This is a genomic window from Bacillus sp. AFS088145, assembly GCF_002564465.1.
In the GTDB taxonomy this organism is placed as follows: domain Bacteria; phylum Bacillota; class Bacilli; order Bacillales; family Bacillaceae_G; genus Gottfriedia.
Genome location: NZ_NUUX01000001.1, coordinates 46114 through 66717 on the forward strand (window position 1 = coordinate 46114; position 20604 = coordinate 66717).

Consider the following 20604-nt stretch of genomic DNA (forward strand, 5'->3'; position numbering starts at 1 on the left):
AATTGAATAGAATCGAACAGATAATCTATCAAATTCCGACTAAATTCTTTCCCCTTCCCTATTTATTGACTTAATTATACGTAATCTGAATTTTCTGGTAAAATTAAAAATAATTCAAGATTAATAAGAGAATCTAATTTTTCCTAAATTCAAAAAGTATGCTAAATCACTTTTTAGATCCTACCTTTTATCTATCTTTGTTAAGAAAAACCCATGGTTTATCAGCAGATTATAATTAAATAGTAAATAAAGTAGCCTCATTGACTGGCGAGCCTTTTAGACTAAGCCAGAGATGCATCTACTCATTGCCTTAAATTGGTAACACTTTCATGTAATCTATTACAGTCCTGATTTACACTCTCTAAAAAAAGAGAAGCTGAAATTATCAGCTTCCCTTTGCGTACAAACACTTATATTAAATCTTTACTGTAAACCTAACTGACTTAATACTGTATCTAATGTTGCACCTTTATAAGAAGTTTTCGCTTTAGGTTCATTTTCTACAGTTGGATTTTGTAAACCATAGTTCTTAACAACATAGTTCATGTCTTTAGCGTCTACAACTTTATCAAAGTTAAAATCTGCAGAAGCTTTATTTGTACCCCAATACGTTTGTACAGCTAAAGCATCTAAAATATCGATAACATTGTCTTTATTTGTATCTCCAGCTGCGGCAATTGGTAAATTGTATCTAATTCGTTTTCCAACGATTTCACCACGAACATCACTGTACAATTCAAATTTTTGATTCATCGTAAAGTAACCTGGCACTTCAACTTTCAGTGTATAAGGATTTATATCAGCTTTAAGTCCATCAATTAAATAGCTACCATATCGATCTGTAACTGGAGACTCAACAACTGTTTTCCCATCAAAAGAGGTAACCGTTACTTTTGCACCAATTTTACTTTGATCAATTGCATAATTTAGTCCTTTAATTGGATCAACTGCTGCTTCTGGTCTTAATGCTCCCTCTAATCTTGAATACATTGTTTTTACTTTATAGCTTTCCATATAAGCATAAACATTGTTCGTCACAACATTTGATTGATCAATTGTTGTTCCACTCATACCAAACCAGTTAATACTATCTGTTGTCCATTTGTTAGCAGTTTTTAGGTCAAAATTAAATAACGGTAAATCTTCTGGTAATGCTTTATCACCTAAATAATTAAATGTAAAAATATACTTCGTTGGTGTACTTTCTACACTAACCTGTGCATCACCATACTTTTTAACTGCATCATTTACAACTACATTCTCAACTGAAGCATAACTATCTTTTATCATTGTAATTTTAGTTGTTTTTAAATTTTTTACATTATTCGAACGAACGGTATAGCTTACACTATCACCTGTTGTAACGGTTTGTTTATTTGCTTTTACATAGAAATATGGTAAATTTTGATCTACAAAAACGACTCTTAACATATTAGATGCATTACCATTAAAGTTTCTTGCCGCATCAAAACCATAAAACTGAACTTGTAATGGATCTGCTTGTTTTCTCACTAAAATTTTATCAGTGTAATTTCCATTTTTATCTGTATGGATTGGATTTGTAGGAAATCCGCCATTATAAAATGAAACAACTGAATTGTTTGATTGATCGACAGGTAATCCTAAGCGAGTTGCTTCTTCTGTTTCTGGATCATGTAAGTTTATGTTAAAGTCATATAGAAATTCTCCATTCGAATCAAATTGACTATCTTTAACTTCAATAACTTTTTGATCCAACGAATCAAAACTTGAAGTCATTGTTGGTGCCCCAACTTCATAAATGAAATCAGATGACGCTGAGAACGTTTTCCCTTGATCATTTGTACCAACTAGTCTCAATTTATAATGACCCGTTTTTACAAATACAGGTTGTCTACTAATTGGATTTTTCGAATCACCTGTAAATGGATAATAAATTGTATTAAATGCACGAGTATAATACTCTTGATTTTCATTTACTGCCATCGCATTAAATGTTCCTACTAATCCAAGATCTTCGCCAGTAGTTGGATCTTGTAATACTAGATCTATCGTCTTCATATGTGTTTTTAGCGTAAATGTAATATCTAAAAATGGATATGCATTTGCTGGCCATGCTGTGTCTGTACTAAACATTGGATTATCGGTATTAAATTTATCAATACCTTCGTTTACAACTCGTCCACCAAATGGAATTTGGTAAGTTTCAGTCGGATCTGAGGAATTCGTGAAAGTAATATATCCTTCATATGTTCCTTTTTCGGCAGTTTTAGGAATGTTTAAGTTAAACTTAATCGTTTTTTGACTAATTCCATTTAATTTAACTGAAGTTGGTCCTTCTAACGTTACGCCATTTGATGCTGCATCTTTTGATCCTCTTAATCCCGTTTGGAATTTAACATTAACATTGAATGTTTTTTCCTTTTCGCTACGATTTTTTAACGTAACAGTTTTAGAGTCAGAAATATCTTCACCATCAAATCCATAAGACCCAAAGCTCATTGCACCTGTTAATTCTGTAATTAATTTTTGTTTTCCATTCACAAACATAGGTGTTTTATCATTTACTTCTAACTCAACGTTTGAATGAATTGCTTCATAAGCGTCTACTCGTCCACTTCCTACCTCATATACACTATAATTTTTAGATAGTGGATCTGCTGTATTCATTAAAATCGACTTTACATCTTCTGGCTTAAGATCTTTATTCGATTGAAGTAATAATGCTGATACACCTGCGACATACGGTGTAGCCATTGAAGTACCTGATAAACGTGAATAAGCATATTTATAATCTTCTGTATGTGTTCCATCTACTGTTCGATCATTTACATAAAACGGAACCGTTGAAAGTATTGAAACACCTGGTGCTGTTACTTCTGGTTTAATATCGTAGTTAACACGACTTGGACCTCTCGAACTGAACGTAGCTAATTCATCAGATGCCGTTTGAATTTTCTTGAAATCACCAAAAGTGAAATCTGATTTACCATCTTTTAATGCTGCAGAAATCACTGAACCCTCATCAAATGAAACTGAGAATGAAGGAATCGCATTCATTGATTCACCAAGGAATGTCTGAATTGCTCCCTCTGCCTTGTTTGCTGCATCGTTAGCCATGATAACACCCACAGCACCTTGTGCTTTGGCATATGCAACTTTAGAGTCTAATGTATAAACTCCTCGGTTCATGAACACTAATTTTCCTTTTACATCCTTATTTTGATAGCCACTTGGATCTCCAAGTCCTACATCGACAAGTTGTACAGTTTTTCCTTTTAATGTAGTTAGGTCATCTTTATAGTTTTTCGTCAATTGTCTTATATTGTAACTTTTTCCATTATTCACGCCTGTATATTGATAAATATCAATTGCAACTGAAGATGCTCCAACTGTTAATGCTAATGCAGCCGCTCCCGGCGATCCAAGAGTAAACATTTTATCGCCACTATTACCTGCAGCTACAACGGTCGTAACTCCACTTAATACGGCATTGTTTACAGCAATAGAAGTTGCAAAAAGTGGATCATTTATTGTTGCTCCTAGCGACATGTTAATGACATCCATACCATCTTGTACTGCTCGATCAATCCCAGCAATGATCGCATCACTTGTCCCGCCACCACCTGCGCCAAGTACTCGGTAAGCGTATAGGTCCGCTTCAGGTGCCGCACCAACTGTTTTATACTCACTATTTGATACACCGCGTCCACCAATAATACCAGCAACATGTGTTCCATGTTCAGTATAATAGTCCGCTCCATTTTGAGATCCCGGTTTTCCTGCCTTCACCCAATCCGCATACGTTGTTTCCATTGGATCATTATCGTTATTAACAAAATCATATCCACCTTTATATGCATCCTTTAAATCCGGGTGGTTATAATCCATACCAGTGTCTAAAATTCCTACTTTAATTCCTTTACCTGTAAAACCTTCCGCATGTAAACGATCTAAACCATCGTATGGAGTATAATTTGCTACTTTAGCTTCATCAGTTTTTAGCTGATCATTTTCTACTTCTGGAGGGTCTATCGAAAATTTTTCGTTACTCCAAACTGTTTTAACAGCTTTTGATTTTAATAGATTTTTAATTTGATTTGCTGGTAGGCTCATTGAGACACCGTTAAATGCATGCTTATAGGAGCGATTAATCTTATAATTTATTTTTTTATTTTCATCACCAGTTAATACTTTCTCTACATCATTTGAAAAAGATTCGTGATCCTGATCTACTAGATTATTAGCATCGGTTTCAGATAAAGTTTTACCTTCTACACTTGCTTCAAGTTTAGCAATTTTTGCTGGTTTATTATTAAACTCTACTATGACACTAGTTTGATCTGAAGAGTTTAAGTCAGTGTCTTTAGAAATTTGAAGACCAGTTTCTTCGTTTGTTGTAAGCTGATTTAAGGCCGCTCTTTGTTCAGAAGTTAAATTTGCCAAAATATCATCTACATTCCTTGGACTAGCTGCTTTTGTGTTTTGAGTTACATGTCCAAGTGAACCTAATATAAAACTAGATGTTAAAGCTAAAACAGAAAAACTTTTTAACAATTTACTCTTTTTCCCCATTTCTCCAATCTCCTTATAAATATACTGTTTATTTTGATAGAAATTGTTCGATTTATCTCAAATTTTCTTAAAAACGAACGCATAATCTATCAATTTACGACTCGTTTCTATCCCCTTCCCTATATAATGATTTCATTATACGTAATCAGAATTTTCTGGTAAAATTAAAAATTATCAAACTTTAATAACTAAATCTTATTTTTGCGAAATGTATTCTATCGAATTGAAATAACACTTTTGAAGTATTTTTTGTGTCTCAAATCTTTATTGATATAATTTCCACATCAGCACTGACGTTTTTTTGATAAAATGTTTTGTGAAAAATATACTAAAAATACGTAATGAATTTCGCTTATTGTATAGTGCTCAGTTTCTGCCAACAGAAAATGAACATCCTAAGTCGAAAATTAGTTTATCTTATTAATAGATTTTCACCTATTTTGCTAAAACAGACATATTAAAAAAGAGAAGCCGCTATACGACTTCCCCTTTCCAATTGATTTTTATTATTCTAAACCTAACTGACTTAATACTGTGTCTAACGTAACACCTTTATAAGAAGTTTTCGCTTTTGGTGCATTTGCTACCGTTGGATTTTGCAAACCATAATTTTTTATGATGAAATCCATATCCTTCTTATCCACAACATTATCAAAGTTAAAATCTGCAGATGCTTTATTTGTCCCCCAATATGTTTGTACAGCTATTGCATCTAAAATATCAATCACAGTATCTTTATTTACATCACCAGCTGATGCTGTTTCAAGTAAGTATCTTAATCTCTTTCCAATTGTTTCACCACGAACTTCATTCGATAAATATAATTGTTTTTGCATCGTAAAGTGACCCGGTACATCTACTTTTACTGTATAAGCATTTTTATCTGCTTTAAGTCCTTCAGCAATATAACTACCAGCTTTAGATGTTATAGGAGCTTCAACAACAGTTTTTCCATCATATGAAGTAACCGTTACTTTTGCACCGATTTTACTTTGATCAATTGAATAATTCTTTTCACCAGTAGCCGGATCTTTCGCCCCTTCTAATTGTAATGAGCCTTCTAGTAATGAAAAATTCGATTTAGTCGTATAACATTCCATATAAGAATAGACATTTTCCGACTGAACATCTGATTGGTCAATTGTCGTAGCATTCATTATATGCCATAAGAATGGAGTTGAACGCGTATATTTATCGAGTGTTTTTATATCGAAATTAAATAACTTCAAATCTTCTGGTAATGGTTTAGTGCCAGAATACGTAAATGTAAACGTATAATTTAATACACTATCCCAATAAGGAGTAGTTGTCACAGATACTTGTGCGTCACCGTATTGTTTAACTGCATCATTTACAACAACATTTTCAATTGCAGCTAAATTTGTATCGACTGGCAGTGTAATTTTTGTTGTTTTTAAGTTTTTAATATTATTCGAACGAACACTGTAATTTACCGATTCACCTGTAGTTACAGTTTTTTTATTTGCTTTTAAATAATAGTAAGGGTAAGTATTTTTAACAAAAGCAACTTTTAGCATAGCAGAAGCATCGGCAGTTGCATTTCTCGCTGCGTCTAATCCATAAAATTGAACGGTTAAAGGTTGAATCTGACTTCTAACTAAAATTTGATTCTCCTCATAATTTCCATTTTTATCTGTATATGATGGTAAAGTTGGTCTACCCCAATTGTAAGACGAAACAACTGAATTGCTTGATTGATCAACATTGATACCATAATTATTTGCTTCTTCAACTTCAGGATCTTTTACGTTTATATTAAAATCATATAAAAATTCTCCCTTAGAATCTAACTGACTTTCATCATATTCGATAACCTTTTGATCTAACGAATCAAAGCTAGAAGTTATTGTTGGAGCTCCCACTTCATATAAGAAATCAGAAGCCGCTGAGAATGTTTTACCTTTTTCATTTGAACCAACTAGTCTTAATTTATAATGACCCGTATTTATTTTGACAGGATCACTGCTAATTGGATTTTTTGGATCATCTGTAAATGGATAATAATATGTGTTAAAAGCTGGTCCAACAAAATATGTTTGATTTTCATTTAGAAGAAGTGTATTAAAACTTCCTACAAGTCCAAAATCTTCACCTGTATTTGGATCTTGTAATACGACATCTAAAGTCTTCATATGCGATTTTAGATTCATCGAAAAGTCAAGATCTGGATAACTAGTTTGTGGCCAAGCGCCTTCGTCTGAAAAGATTGGATTTTCAATTTTAAATGTATCGATACCTTCATTTATAACACGTCCACCAAATGGAATTTGGTATGTTTCAGTTGAATCCCCTGTATTCGTGAAAGTGATATAACCTTCATATGTTCCTTTTTCTGCTGTTTTTGGAATGTTTAAGTTGAACTTAATTGATTTTTGGCTAATTCCATTTAATTTTACAGTTGAAGGTCCAGTTAATGTCACATTATTTTGAGCTGCATCCTTCGAGCTTCTTAATCCACTTTGGAATTTAACATTTACATTGAATGTTTTTGCTTTTTCACTGCGATTTTTTAATGTAACTGTACGTGAATCAGCGATATCTTGATTGTCAAATCCAAATGAGCCAAAACTCATTCCACCAGTTAATTCTTTAATGGATTTTTGTTTTCCATTAATAATTGTAGGTGTCTTGTCCACTACCTCTAATTCTACATTTGAGTGAATAGCTTCATAAGCATCTACTCGGCCACTACCTACTTCAAAAACACTGTAATCTTTTGATAAAGGATCTGCAGTATTCATTAAGATTGATTTAACATCTTCCGGATTTAACTCTTTATTTGATTGAAGTAATAGTGCTGAAACCCCTGCTACATAAGGTGTAGCCATTGAAGTACCTGATAAGCGCTGATACGCATATTTGTAATCTTCTGGTTTTGATCCATCAACTGTTTTATCGTTTACATAGAATGGTACAGTCGAAAGGATTGATACACCAGGTGCAGTTATTTCTGGTTTAATATCATAGTTCACTCGAGATGGACCTCTAGAACTGAATTGCGCTAATTCATCAGAAGCAGTTTTTAATTTTGTGAAATCGCCGAATGTGAAGTCTGTTTTACCAGCTTTAATTGCAGCTGCGATTGTAATACCATCATCATTTGAAACGGAGAATGCAGGAATCGCATCGACTGATTCACCTAAGAATGCTTGAATTGGTCCTTCAGCTTTGTTTGTTTCATCGTTATACATTAATACACCGACCGCACCTTTTGCTTTTGCATTTTTGATTTTATCAATTAATGCAATTGATCCACGCTTAATGAACGCGATCTTACCGTTTAAATCTTTTCCATTAAAGTCTGCTGGATTTGCTAAACCAACATCAACAAGTTGGTACGTTTTTCCTTTTAATGTCGTTAAATCATCTTTATAATTTCTTGCTAATTGTCTTAACGTATAATTTTTGCCATCTTGCACACCTGCATATTGATAAATATCAAGTGCGATTGATGATGCACCGACTGTTAACGCTAATGCGGCAGCACCAGGTGATCCTAATGTATACATTTGATCCCCGCTATTACCTGCTGCTACGACAGTAGTTACGCCGCTTAGTACAGCATTGTTTACAGCAATTGAAGTTGCATAAAGTGGATCATTAATTGATGCTCCTAGCGACATATTAATGACATCCATACCATCTTGAACTGCTCGATCGATCGCAGCGATAATATTTTCACTTGTACCACTACCACCAGGTCCAAGTACTCTGTAAGCATATAAGTCTGCTCCAGGTGCTGCACCAACTGTTTTATACTCACTGTTTGCTACTCCACGCCCACCTATAATCCCAGCAACATGTGTACCATGTTCAGTATAATAGTTCGCCGCTGTTCCCGGTTTTCCAGCATTTACCCAATCGGCATACGTCGTTTCCATCGGATCATTGTCGTTACCAACAAAGTCATATCCACCTTTGTATGCCTCCTTTAAATCTGGGTGGTTGTAATCGATTCCTGTATCAAGAATTCCGACTTTAATTCCTTTACCTGTATACCCTTCAGCATGTAATCGGTCTAAACCATCATAAGGTGTATAATTCGCACCATTTGCTTCATCCGTTTTTAACTGTTCATTATTTTCTTCTTTTGTTGGAGGATCAATCGAAAATGTTTCGTTACTCCAAACTGTTTTCACTGCTTTGGATTTTAATAGATTCTTAATTTGATTTGCTGGTAGACTAAGCGAGACACCATTAAAAGCATGTTTATATGAACGATTAATCTTATAATTTGCTTTTTTATTATTTTCATTAGTTAATACTTTCACTACATCATTTGAAAACGTTTTATGGTCCTGATCTACCAGTTTAGATGCTTCAGTTTCAGATAATGATTGCCCCTCTACACTTGCTTCAATTTGAGCAATTTTAGCAGGTTTATTGTTAAATTCAACAATGACAGATGTTAGATTTGAAGAGCTTAAGTTAATATCTGAAGAAATTTGAAGACCAGTCTCTTCATTTGTTGAAAGTTGATTAAGGGCCGCTCTTTGTTCCGAAGTTAAATTTGCAAGTAGTTCGTCTACATTCCTTGGACTAGCTGCTTTTGTATTGTGAGATACTTGTCCAAGTGAACCTACTATAAAACTTGATGTTAATGCTATAACAGTAAAACTTTTTATTACCATACTCTTTTTCTTCATTTCTAAAGTCTCCCTGTGCCTATTTATTTTTATAAAAATTATCCGAATACATAACGAGGTTTTATCTAATTTGGATTAAAACGAAAGCATGATTTCCAACCCCAACTTAACTCGATCCCCTTCCCTAACTATTGATATTATTATAAATAATTAGAATTTTCTGGTAAAATTAAAAATTATAAAAATTTAATAATAAAGTCTTATTTTTCCTTGTACTATTCGAAAGTTTTGTCATAACACTTCCCTAGTTTTTTCACCTCCTTACTTTAGGTGCTTCGGGCTATGTGAGAATCTAGAGTCGTGATTTTTAAATGAATCTCAACGTCCTCCTCACTTAAAAACTAGCAACCTAGGGTAGAAATCAACTAATCTACTTATAAATTAGCTACAATGATTACCAAAATAAAGAAAACTCGCCGATTGGCGAGCCTTTAGACGAAGACAGAGGCGTAGTTGCACTTATACTTAATTCCTAAAATTGGCAACTACGTAGAGTTTTTTCTCCGCTGCCAATTTATACTTTCTTAATATACAAAAAAGAGAAGCCAGTATTTAAAACTTCTCCTAAAATTTCTATGATTAAATCCATTTCAATTCCGCTTTTACTTGATTGGTTTCGATGGGAATACTACGTTGATTACCAGCATCCCTAAAGAACTGAATCAATTCGATTGCTTCTTTATATTGACCTAATTCCATATAGTATTTATATAATTTTTTCCCGTACTGCTCATAATAAGTAACACTATTTGTTGAAGCAAACTGCGGAATGGCAACCTTTGCCAAATAGTCATAATACCCACTTCGATTATTTTTACAATTCAAAAGTAAGAGGTTAAATAACGTGAGATGAATCGGGCTATTATGTTTCTTAGCTAAAGCAATTCCTTTTTTTACTTCCTCTAAAAGATTTTCTTTATTCAATAACTGTCCTTCCGAGCATGATTCAATGTAATTGTAGAATCGTCGTAAGTAATAGATTGATGAATGTTCTGTCGTGATTAATGATTTCTTAAAATAATGTGCAGCTTGTACGAATTCTTTTCGTTTAAAGAACTCTACACCTAAATTATTTAAAAGAATACGTTTTTTTTCATTAGCGCCTATACTTTCGCAATTATGAATTAAATTCATATAGCTTTCAATTAATTCCTTAAAATCGATATCATTTTCACTTTCAAATTGCATTAACATTAAAGTTTGAGCATTTATTGCTTGTAAATAGTTACGTGTTTTAATGAAATAATCGTTTGCCTTTTGAGCATAGGTATAAGCTAGTACTTTTCCCCTTGCATAATGATAGCCAAGTGCTAAGTGATAGTAATATTCCTCATTTTTGTATTCTTCTATATTAATTTGTTTTAAAACTTTAACGGCAGTTCGATAATCTTCACTCGTAGTAGTCCGATATGTACTAATACAATACATTCCTTTAATGTGTAGAAGAAGATTTTTTTCAACATCAGAAATCGTCTGGAAATTTTTTTCCGCATATTCGATTATCGATTTAGTTTCAGGTAACATCTTCTTATGAAGATAGTACCTTGCTGTTAATAAGTGATAATACACTGCATATTTAGAAGCTTTGATAAACGGTATATTTTCTAATTCTAATTTTATCTCCTCAATTTGAATGGAATTTTGCATAATAATGGCAAGATCCCAATCTTTTAACCTCTGTTCAATATGGTGTAATGCTTTCATTTCTTTGTTTAGATCAATCCCTAACCGTTCTGTTAATTTGGATAAAATATCAGGTGATATATTCACCTTTCCACCTTCGAATCTACTAATATATGTTTTACAGCAAATCTCTTTGCTTAGGTTTGATTGGCTGATTCCATTTTTCTCACGATAAAATTTGAAAATTTCTCCGACTAACATTTTAGCCTCCTTAATGAACCGACATTATTAGAAATAGTTCAGTTTAGTAATTTTTGTTTATGTCATTACATTTCTTTTCAGTTGCAATAAATTATTGTTTTTTCGTTCGTTTGAGTTATGACGTAAATGTAGTATTCCAAAGGATTGGATTCGTTTTTCCGAATATTTTTTCAATTTTCTAACATCAATATGTATTGGTTTTATTATACAAGAACAATCTTTTCTAATAAAATTAATTAGTTTAAAATTATAATAAGATAATCTTATATTAAGAAGGAATAGTCAGAGGACTTCTATAATTCCGAATCATAAAAAAACATTTTTCCAAATCAGGAAAAATGCTTCTCTTAAAATAAACACTTTAAGCAATGAATGACTAATATACTTTAAAAATTCTAATCCCAACCCTTGGACTGTACTTGAGCTTTTTCAAATACTTCAATCGGAATCTTAAAGAATCAGAAGATATTCATACAACTGGTGAGGTTTTCTAAACTTGAAAAAAAGACGACTTAATAGTTTACCCTCTTTCAAGTAGACACTAAAGAAGACAGACTATGCAAAAATGGGCATACTTTTTAACTATGACTTAAGCGACAATAATACCAAAAGATAAACGAATATAACGATCATTAGAGTAGTATACAAAATTGAGATAAATAATATTTCCTCACCTATTAATTCTAAATAGTATACTAATTAGTTTTATTTTCTTACTTCAATTTTACCGTGTGAATAAAAATAGATGACAAAATAAAAATGCAGGAAACATTCTTTCCTGCATTTTTATTTTTGATACATTATTTTTGTAAAACGGTAACTGTCTGTGGTTTTGTAGTTACTTTAAAGCCACCTTTATTTTCTACATCTGCTGATATTGTATAAGTACCACTTGGTATGCTAGACTCCGGAGCCCATTTTAAGTGAATTTCAACTTGATTATCAACATTAAAAGAATCCACAAGGTTGCCATTTACATCCTTAACATTAATTTTCCAATTCACTTTGTTATTCGCATAACCACTGATTAGAGCAGGAGTACTTGCATTAACATTTTTATTTGGGTATACACTGAAATAGCTAACAAGCATTCCTTCATTAATATAAGAAGAGTCTCCCCAAACTGTGTAACTGTGGTTTAAAGCATAGTCGGAACCTAATACAACAACACTCTTAGGCTCTTCTTTTATAAGTACAGATGTTTGACCTGGTTGTAAAGGCTTATATTTGCCGTTATACCATACAATCGCACCGTAATAGCCACTTCCTTTTTCATTGTCTGTGGCTTTGAATGAAATTTCATATTGACCATCTTTAGGCTTTACTTGAATATCGGATACAACAGGAGCAACTGAATCAACATGGAAAGGAAGTTTCACGGTTTGTGGTTTCGCATCCTTATAATCTAATGTTGATTTAATTACATAGTTATATATGCCATCCTTAACAACTTTTCCGTTTTCGTCTGTTTCATCCCATACATAACCACCATTCATATAGTCGCGGTAAGACATAATATTTTTACGGAACTTCCATGGCTTTCCAGTATATTCACTAAAGTCACCTAAGTATTTAATCATTTCTCCATTTTCATTCTCCACGTACATTTCAGTCTTTTCTAAATTACGTAATACAGTAAATGTTGGGAACACTGTATTTAATCCAGCATTAGGAGAAATAGCAATTCGATCCTTATTAAATGTTGCTGTTTTTGGATCATATCCTAATGGGAATGTGTTTTCAGAAAATGGTTCGTCATTCCAAAGTGTCGTATATCCTAAGAACGCATCTTTTTCATATGCTGCAGGATCAATATTTTGTGGTTGATCCCATTCACCATAATAACCCATGTATGGAAGCGTTAAAGGAACTGCTGACTCACTGTTTTTACCAGATGGAACTAAACGGACATACCCCTCAACAAATGTACCTTTCTTTAAGCTTGACGGAAGTTGAATTTGAATATCGAGATTTTTTTCTTGTCCTGGTTTAATTTTTAATGTTTTCCCTGCTGTAGACGATACTGTTTCTCCATTCACAGATGCGATAGCACCTTGTACACGCTCGCTTTTTAACGTTAAATATTCTTTTGAATCCAATTTCCCATCATTGTCTAGGTCAAAATCTTTTGTTTCTTTTCCGTCCGTTAAAACGTCAACATATACTTGATATTCTAAATCTTTTATATTCAGATTTTGAAGCGCTTCTGCATTTAATTTGAAGTGTACATTATCAGATTTAATCTCTTTTAACGCAACTGCTCCTGCTTGCTCAAGCGAAGTTTTTTCTCTTGTCACAAGTACTGGTGTTTTAATCGCATTTTCAATTTGCATTAAGCCCGAACCTTGTACGCGTGGGGAGTACGGTACTTCATTATTCGTAGAAGGATCAAGAACTAACTTTGCAGTATTCATTAATGCAATTTTTGCTTTTAAAGCTGTTTCTTCTGAATGAGTTAAACCTTTTTCATATAGTGATTGCAGTATTAATGCTGAACCTCCTGCAACATGAGGACTTGCCATAGATGTTCCGCTCATTACCTCATATTGATTTCCTGGAACAGTCGAATAAATTTTACCACCGGGTGCAGAAATCTCAGGCTTAAAGTCTAATGTATGTGGTGTACCATAAGATGAGAAATATGACATCGTATTCTTATTTGGATTTTCAACATAGATTCCAGTTGACGGTTTCATTTTCACAATATGACCGCTCGTTAACTGAGAAATCAAAGTAGCTCCAACTGCTCTGCTAGTCGTTGCAGCAGGTGTAAAGTAAGGACTAAAATATACGAATGGATAGTCAACATCTTCATTCGCAGGTACAAGGATTACTGCCTTTGCATTCTTCTTTTTCGCTTCGGTTTGAATATAAGTATATGAACCATATTTTGCATTTGGTTTTGCAACAACAATTTTATTTGTCACATCTTTATCTTTAAAATCAGCTGTTTTACCTTCTCCAACATATACCATCTCGTAAGATTCAAGTGGCGATAATACACTAGAAAGCCTCATATTAAACTGTGTTTGGTCTTGGTATGGTAACTGTAAACCATCTTCAGATTTAAGGGCTGCCACATGTATACTCGTATTTTCATAGGAAGCAACAGATAAAGCATATGGGCTTACTCCTGGTTCACCAACTGTTCCAATATCTGGACTTTCAGCATACGGCTTTACGGAAGATGGTATTAGATTATTTTTTGTGCTATAAGCAGAGTTTCCTCCCGCTACAACTACAAGCGTACCTTGTTCGGTTGCTTCACGAATCGCCTTTTGAATTGGATCATCTTCTTCACTTACGAAACCTGCGTCAGTTCCTAAACTCATGTTAATGACATCTGCTCCCATTGTCACCGCGTGCTCGATACCAGCAATAATATCATCTTCATATGCTCCATTTGCATTATCAGAGAATACTTTTTCTGCCAACAACTGTACTCCTGGTGCTATACCTTTTACTCCGTCATTTGCTTCGTCACCATTCGCTCCTACTGTACCTGCAACATGCATACCGTGTGAATTCCCTGCACTGTGTGGAATGACATCTGTATCATGATCCGCCCAGTCATATCCTGTTGGTACCTTGTCGCTGTACCATACTTCGCCCACACCAGTTTCCGCGAATTTCTTTTGAATACTTTCTTTCGAATACTTTTCCTTTGCTTTTCCTTTTTCCGTCAACGTCATATCTTTATGAGTATAGTCTATTCCCGTGTCGACTATAGCAACAAGTAATCCTTCTCCTTGATAGCCATAATCCTGCCATACTTTTTGAGCTTGTACTAATTCTTTGCTTGCCCCCATAGAAGGCTGAAATTTTCTTGCGATATGTACATTTGTTACACCTGGAGTCGATTGAATTTCCTCTAAGTTACGAAATTCAGTTTCTACACTAAAACCATTAAATCCTTCATAAAAACGCTGTTTAACTTTCACATCTGATTTCTCAGAAATGTGTTCAATCGCTTCATCTTGTTTTTGTTTAAAATGTGCTCTTTTACTTTGATTAGACTCTTCCGAGGCTGTTGCCGGCTTCTCAACTTCAACGATTACACGTACTTTTTCTTCTGGTTTATAAGGTTTTACTATTCCCTTCTCTTTTAAATCTTTATAGCCAAACTCATCTACCGCATCTGCAGCAGTTTGTTTTTGCTCATCAACAAAAATTTGCTGACCTTGTTTTACAATTTCTTCAATACTTGGAGCTGGGATCTGATTTTCCTCTGTTCCTTCAGCAAATCCTGTTGATGTAAATAACATTGTAACCAAAGTTGTTGTTGCAAGTACCTTGTAAGGAAAACTTTTTTTCTTTTTCATTTTTACTCTCCTCTACAGTAAACTTTCATTTTCTTAATCTATTAAAATGAAATAGATTTAACTCAAAAGCACCAAAAAGATTGATTACTCATTCTTTGGCCAAATCTGGTACAATACTAATTTTAATTGCGTTGTTGCAAGAATCATATTGGGTTATTTATATGACCTTTAGACCTATGTATAAAAATAAAAAAACAAAAATTCAAGTAGAAAATAAGGGAATTTTAACTTATTTGGTCGAGAGGCTTCTAAAAAGAATGATTTAATCGGGATAATCCAACTAAGTGGATGAGCAAATTTATTGATTAAATTACAAATTAAAGGAAAAAATTATGAATTTCTGACTTGAAGTACAAATAAAAATAGTAAAATAGAAAGAATTAAATATAGCTTAAATAGTTCAACTTTATTATTTTCAAGACAAGTCTCTATCTTCATTTTTGGATGCTATAGCGGTCAATGGCTACCTAAATGAAGAGACGAAAAGATAATAGGCTCCATTTTATTGAATCAATGTCAATCTATCAAAAGGGAGGATATTCTTGTTTTTTCAAAAAAAAGGTGCCCCTAAAAAGATGTACTTTTGGGACACGCTCCTCTTCTAAGATTAATATTTAAAGCAATGAATTACTAAAATACTATAAAACTTCTAACCACTACCCCAAGTTGTACTTAAAACTTTTTCAAGTACTTCAAGTGAAATTTTAAAGAATCAGAAGATATTCAGACAACTCGGTATGATTTTTTAAACTTGAAAAAAGACGACTTAATAACAGTCGTCTTTTCCATTCGATTAATTAATTCAACCCTAACTCTTTCTTAATATCCTCAAGTGATTTTGATTTATATTTTTCTAGAGGTTTTGGAGCGTTTTCCACCGTTGGATTTTGCATTAAGTAATTATTTTCGATGAATGCAAAGTCTTTTGCGTCTACGATTTTGTCAAAATTAATGTCTGCACTGCGACTTTCAGTTCCCCAATTAGTTTGGATCGCTAAGGCGTCCTTCAAATCAATGACATTATCTTTATTAACGTCTCCAGGAATTGCAGCATTAAAATTGATTTCAGGATTCCAATGAGCAGTTAGTGTGCCTTCGTCATCTAGGAAGCCCACATGGAAAGGTTCATATATTGTGAAATGGCCAGGAATATCGAGTGATACTACCATTTCATCGAGTGTTTTCGGTAATTTATCCACGGATACTTGGCCAAATTGATTTATAACTCCTGGGTTGATGTTACCGTTTTGATCCTTTACTGAAAGAACTGCGCCAATCTGCGATGGGGCTACTCTCCATGCACTCTTACCTTCTTTTTGCAATGATACTGGACTTCCAATACTTCCTGATATTTTTGAATAAGTTGCTTTACTCCAAATCGGTGGAATTGTTGAATTCATTGCAATTGATTGGTTAGATTCGTTTATATAAGATGCAGACGATGATTTAAAAGGTGCATAAAAATTATAAGTATTATCTTTTACTTTTAACGTTACTTCTGCAAATGGTACATCACCTGTCACTGTTCCGTTAGTCATCTCTATATTTACATTTACATTTGTATTCAATCCTGATGGAGCTGAATTAGATGTGAGTTTCGCTGAACCAAATTTTTCAATTGCTGGATTAAGTTTTACATCTACAAATTCTAATTGATTATTTGAAAATGAAAGGCTACTAGCTATTTTTTTTGCATCAGTAACGTTATATGCTGTTAGGTTCACCTTTACATTTTCACCTGCATTTACAATTTTTTGATTAACACTTCCATAAACAAGTGGAGTGCCTTCTGGAATAAATGTAAAATATTTGTTTCTTGTACCAATCTTTGCTGAATTATATCCTGCAAGTTCAACATTTACACTTTTAGCAGAGGGATTAATCGGGATATTATATGCAAAGTTTCCCTTTGCATCAACATTGAAACCATTTGTAAAGGTAGCACTATTATTTTTTACCTGTATAAAATTACCCGATTGGTCAATTGAAATACCTTGCGTATGATAATCATCTTGGGTTTTATCAAAAACTGTACCTTTAATTGGATAAGAAGTTGTACCGGGTTTAACCTCAATAACGCCTTCTTCTAAATCTGTTGTAAAAGTAGGGCCAGTAATATCAATCATTACATGGTCAGTCATCGAAAATGATTTACCATTTCTATTTGTTCCGATCATTTTTACTTTATAATGTGCTGGACCATAAGGTCCTTTTACTACAGTAGAGGATACTGGGTTTTTCGGGTCATTAGTGAAAGGATTATAGTATCCGGTAAATACACCAGTGACATAATAATCAGTATTTTCATCCAATTGCGATGCAGGGATTTGTCCTAAATAACCGATTTCTTCATCTGTTTCACTATCAAGTAAAACAAAATCAATCGTTTCCATACTAGAACTTAAATTAAAAGTTGCACCTGCGTTAAATTCAAGTAATGGGTAATAATTAGTATAATCTGACGTCATCATCTTATTGTATGTAGCCGCTGAATTAAATCCTTCTTTTACATAGTGAACGCCAAATGGAATTTGATATTGTTCAGTTGGATCTGCATCATTCGTAAAGACGATATACCCTTCATATATTCCTTTTTCGGCATTTGCAGGTATTTTCAAATGAAAGTTAATCGGTTTTTGACTACTTCCATCTAAAGTCACTGATGAAGGACCAGTTAATGTAACATCATTTAAACTTGCATCTCTAGATCCTCTTAATCCAGTTTGATATTTAACATCAATACTAAAAGTCTTCGCTTTTTCACTTCTATTGTTTAGTATAATTTGTCTGTTCGCCGAAATTTCTTCGTTTTTGAAACTAAATGACCCAAAACTCATCGCACCTGTTAACTCTTTAATTGATTTTTCTTTTCCATCAATAATTGTTGGCGTACTATCTACTACATTTAATTCTACGTTTGAGTGAATTGCTTCATATGCATCTACTCTTCCGCTACCAACTTCATATACACTATAATCCTTCTTTAAAGGATCAGCCGTATTCATCAAAATCGATTTCACATCTGCAGGCTGTAGATTTTTATTTGATTGTAGTAATAGTGCTGACACTCCTGCAACATACGGAGTCGCCATTGATGTTCCAGATAGGCGTTCATATGCAATTTTATAATCTTCAGGTTTCGTTCCATCCACTGTTTTATTATTTACATAAAATGGAACAGTCGAAAGAATTGCTGCACCTGGTGCCGTTACTTCTGGCTTTATGTCATAATTTATGCGAGATGGTCCTCTTGAACTAAATGATGTTAGTTCATCCTCAGGTGTTTTAAATTTCGTATAATCTCCAAAAGTAAAGTCAGAATTTCCTTGTTTAATCGCATTTGAGATTGCTAGGCCATCTTCATTTGACATCGAAAATGTAGGAATAGCTAATAGAGATTCACCGACATACCCTTGTATGATCCCTTCAGCTTTGTTGACGTCATTATTATAAATTATTACTGCAACAGCCCCTTTAGCCTTCGCTAGTTTGATTTTATCAATAAAAGAAGTTTCCCCTCTTTGAATAAAAGCAATTTTTCCTTTTAGATCTTTTCCGTTATAATCAATACCTTTTCCTAAACCAACATCAACTAGATTAAACGTTTTTCCTTTTAATGCCGTTAGATCATCTGTGTAGTTTCTGGCTAATTCTCTTACAGTATATTCTTTATTATTTTGAAAACCTGAAAACTGGAAAAGATTAATCGCACTAGTTGATGCACCAACTGTTAATGCTAATGCTGATGATCCTGGAGAGCCAAGTGTATACATTCCATTTCCACTATTACCGGCAGCGACTACAGTCGTAACGCCACTTAGAACAGCATTGTTTACAGCTACCGAAGTCGCAAAAAGCGGATCATTTATTGTTGCACCTAGTGACATATTAATGATATCCATACCGTCACTTACTGCTCTATCTAGCGCTGCTATAATGTCTGAACCTTTTCCAGCTCCATATGGTCCAAGAACTCTGTATGAATAAATATCTGCCTCTGGCGCAGCTCCAACAGTTTTATATTCAGTATCAGCAACACCTCGACTGCCGATTATTCCCGCAACATGTGTACCATGTTCTGTATAATATGTATTTGATCCCGAGAGTTCAGGTTTTCCTGATTTTTTCCAATCAGCATATGTAGCTTCCATCGGATCATTATCATTATCAACGAAATCATAGCCACCTTTATAGGCATCTTTTAAATCAGGATGGTTATAATCAATTCCTGTATCAAGAATACCTATTTTAATGCCTTTCCCCGTATAGCCCTCGGCATGTAAACGATCTAATCCATCATAAGGTGAATAGTTTGCAATGTTAAATTCATCTGCCTTTAATTGTTCACTTTGTTCCTTTTGATTAGGTTGATCGATTGAAAACGTCTCATCACTCCATATATTTTTTACAGCCTTCGATTTTAATAGATTCTTAATTTGGTTTGCTGGTAGGCTAATCGAAACACCGTTAAAAGTATGTTTATATGAACGATTAATTGTATAGTTTACTTTTGATTTATTTTCATCTGTTAATAATTGGTCCACATCTTCTTGAAAGGTATTATGATCTTGATCAACTAATTGTGTAGCCTCAGTTTCTGATAATTTCTGCCCATCTAGACTAGCTTCAATTTGAGCAACTTTTGCAGGCTTGTGTACAAACTCAACAATGACATTTGCTTGTTCTATAGTACTTAGATCTATATCAGAAGAAATTTGAAGACCTGTTGTTGCATTCGTTGATAGTTGGTTTAAAGCAGCCCTTTGCATTGGTGTTAACTTAGCGAGCATGTCCTCAACGTTCGTAGAGCTAACAGCTTTTGATACATTTACATTACCAAATGAAGCTAAAAGAAAACTAGACGATAAAGCTAAAACAGTCATGCTTTTTACAATCTTACTTCTTTGTACCGATTTCCCCATTTTCTTCCTCCTAGTAATTAATTGTTGCCACTAAAATTAAATGATGGCTAAGATCTGTTTAACGATCATTTAATTTCTTTTCAACTTTAATTATTCAGAAAATTCAATCTATAGTCAAATGGGTTATTTTAATCCTTTATTATCGATAGTACAAAAAAAATATTACCATTTTCGACTATATTCCCTAAGAATAGTGAACAACATTTACTTAGTAGTTATAAACAAGCCTGGTATTCAGTAATGCATTTATAAATA

5 protein-coding genes are annotated in these 20604 nt (G+C 33.5%); all 5 read right to left on the bottom strand.

Annotation, left to right across the window (positions count from 1 at the left end; genetic code table 11):
* Positions 1–423 precede the first annotated feature (423 nt).
* Entirely contained in the window at positions 424–4554 is a 4131-nt protein-coding gene (locus tag COI44_RS00200) for a S8 family serine peptidase (protein WP_098426132.1), read from the bottom strand.
* A 506-nt stretch (positions 4555–5060) separates the two neighbouring features.
* Entirely contained in the window at positions 5061–9221 is a 4161-nt protein-coding gene (locus tag COI44_RS00205) for a S8 family serine peptidase (RefSeq protein WP_098426133.1), read from the bottom strand.
* 579 nt (positions 9222–9800) lie between these two features.
* Positions 9801–11105 (bottom strand): helix-turn-helix domain-containing protein, encoded by a 1305-nt coding sequence (locus COI44_RS00210; RefSeq protein WP_098426134.1) that lies wholly within the window; start codon positions 11103–11105, stop codon positions 9801–9803.
* A gap of 800 nt (positions 11106–11905) precedes the next feature.
* Complete coding sequence (locus COI44_RS00215; protein ID WP_098426135.1) at positions 11906–15427, bottom strand: S8 family serine peptidase; 3522 nt, start codon at positions 15425–15427, stop codon at positions 11906–11908.
* 797 nt (positions 15428–16224) lie between these two features.
* A complete protein-coding gene (locus COI44_RS00220) occupies positions 16225–20349 on the bottom strand; it encodes a S8 family serine peptidase (RefSeq protein ID WP_098426136.1) in 4125 nt (1374 codons plus the stop codon).
* Positions 20350–20604: the final 255 nt, after the last annotated feature.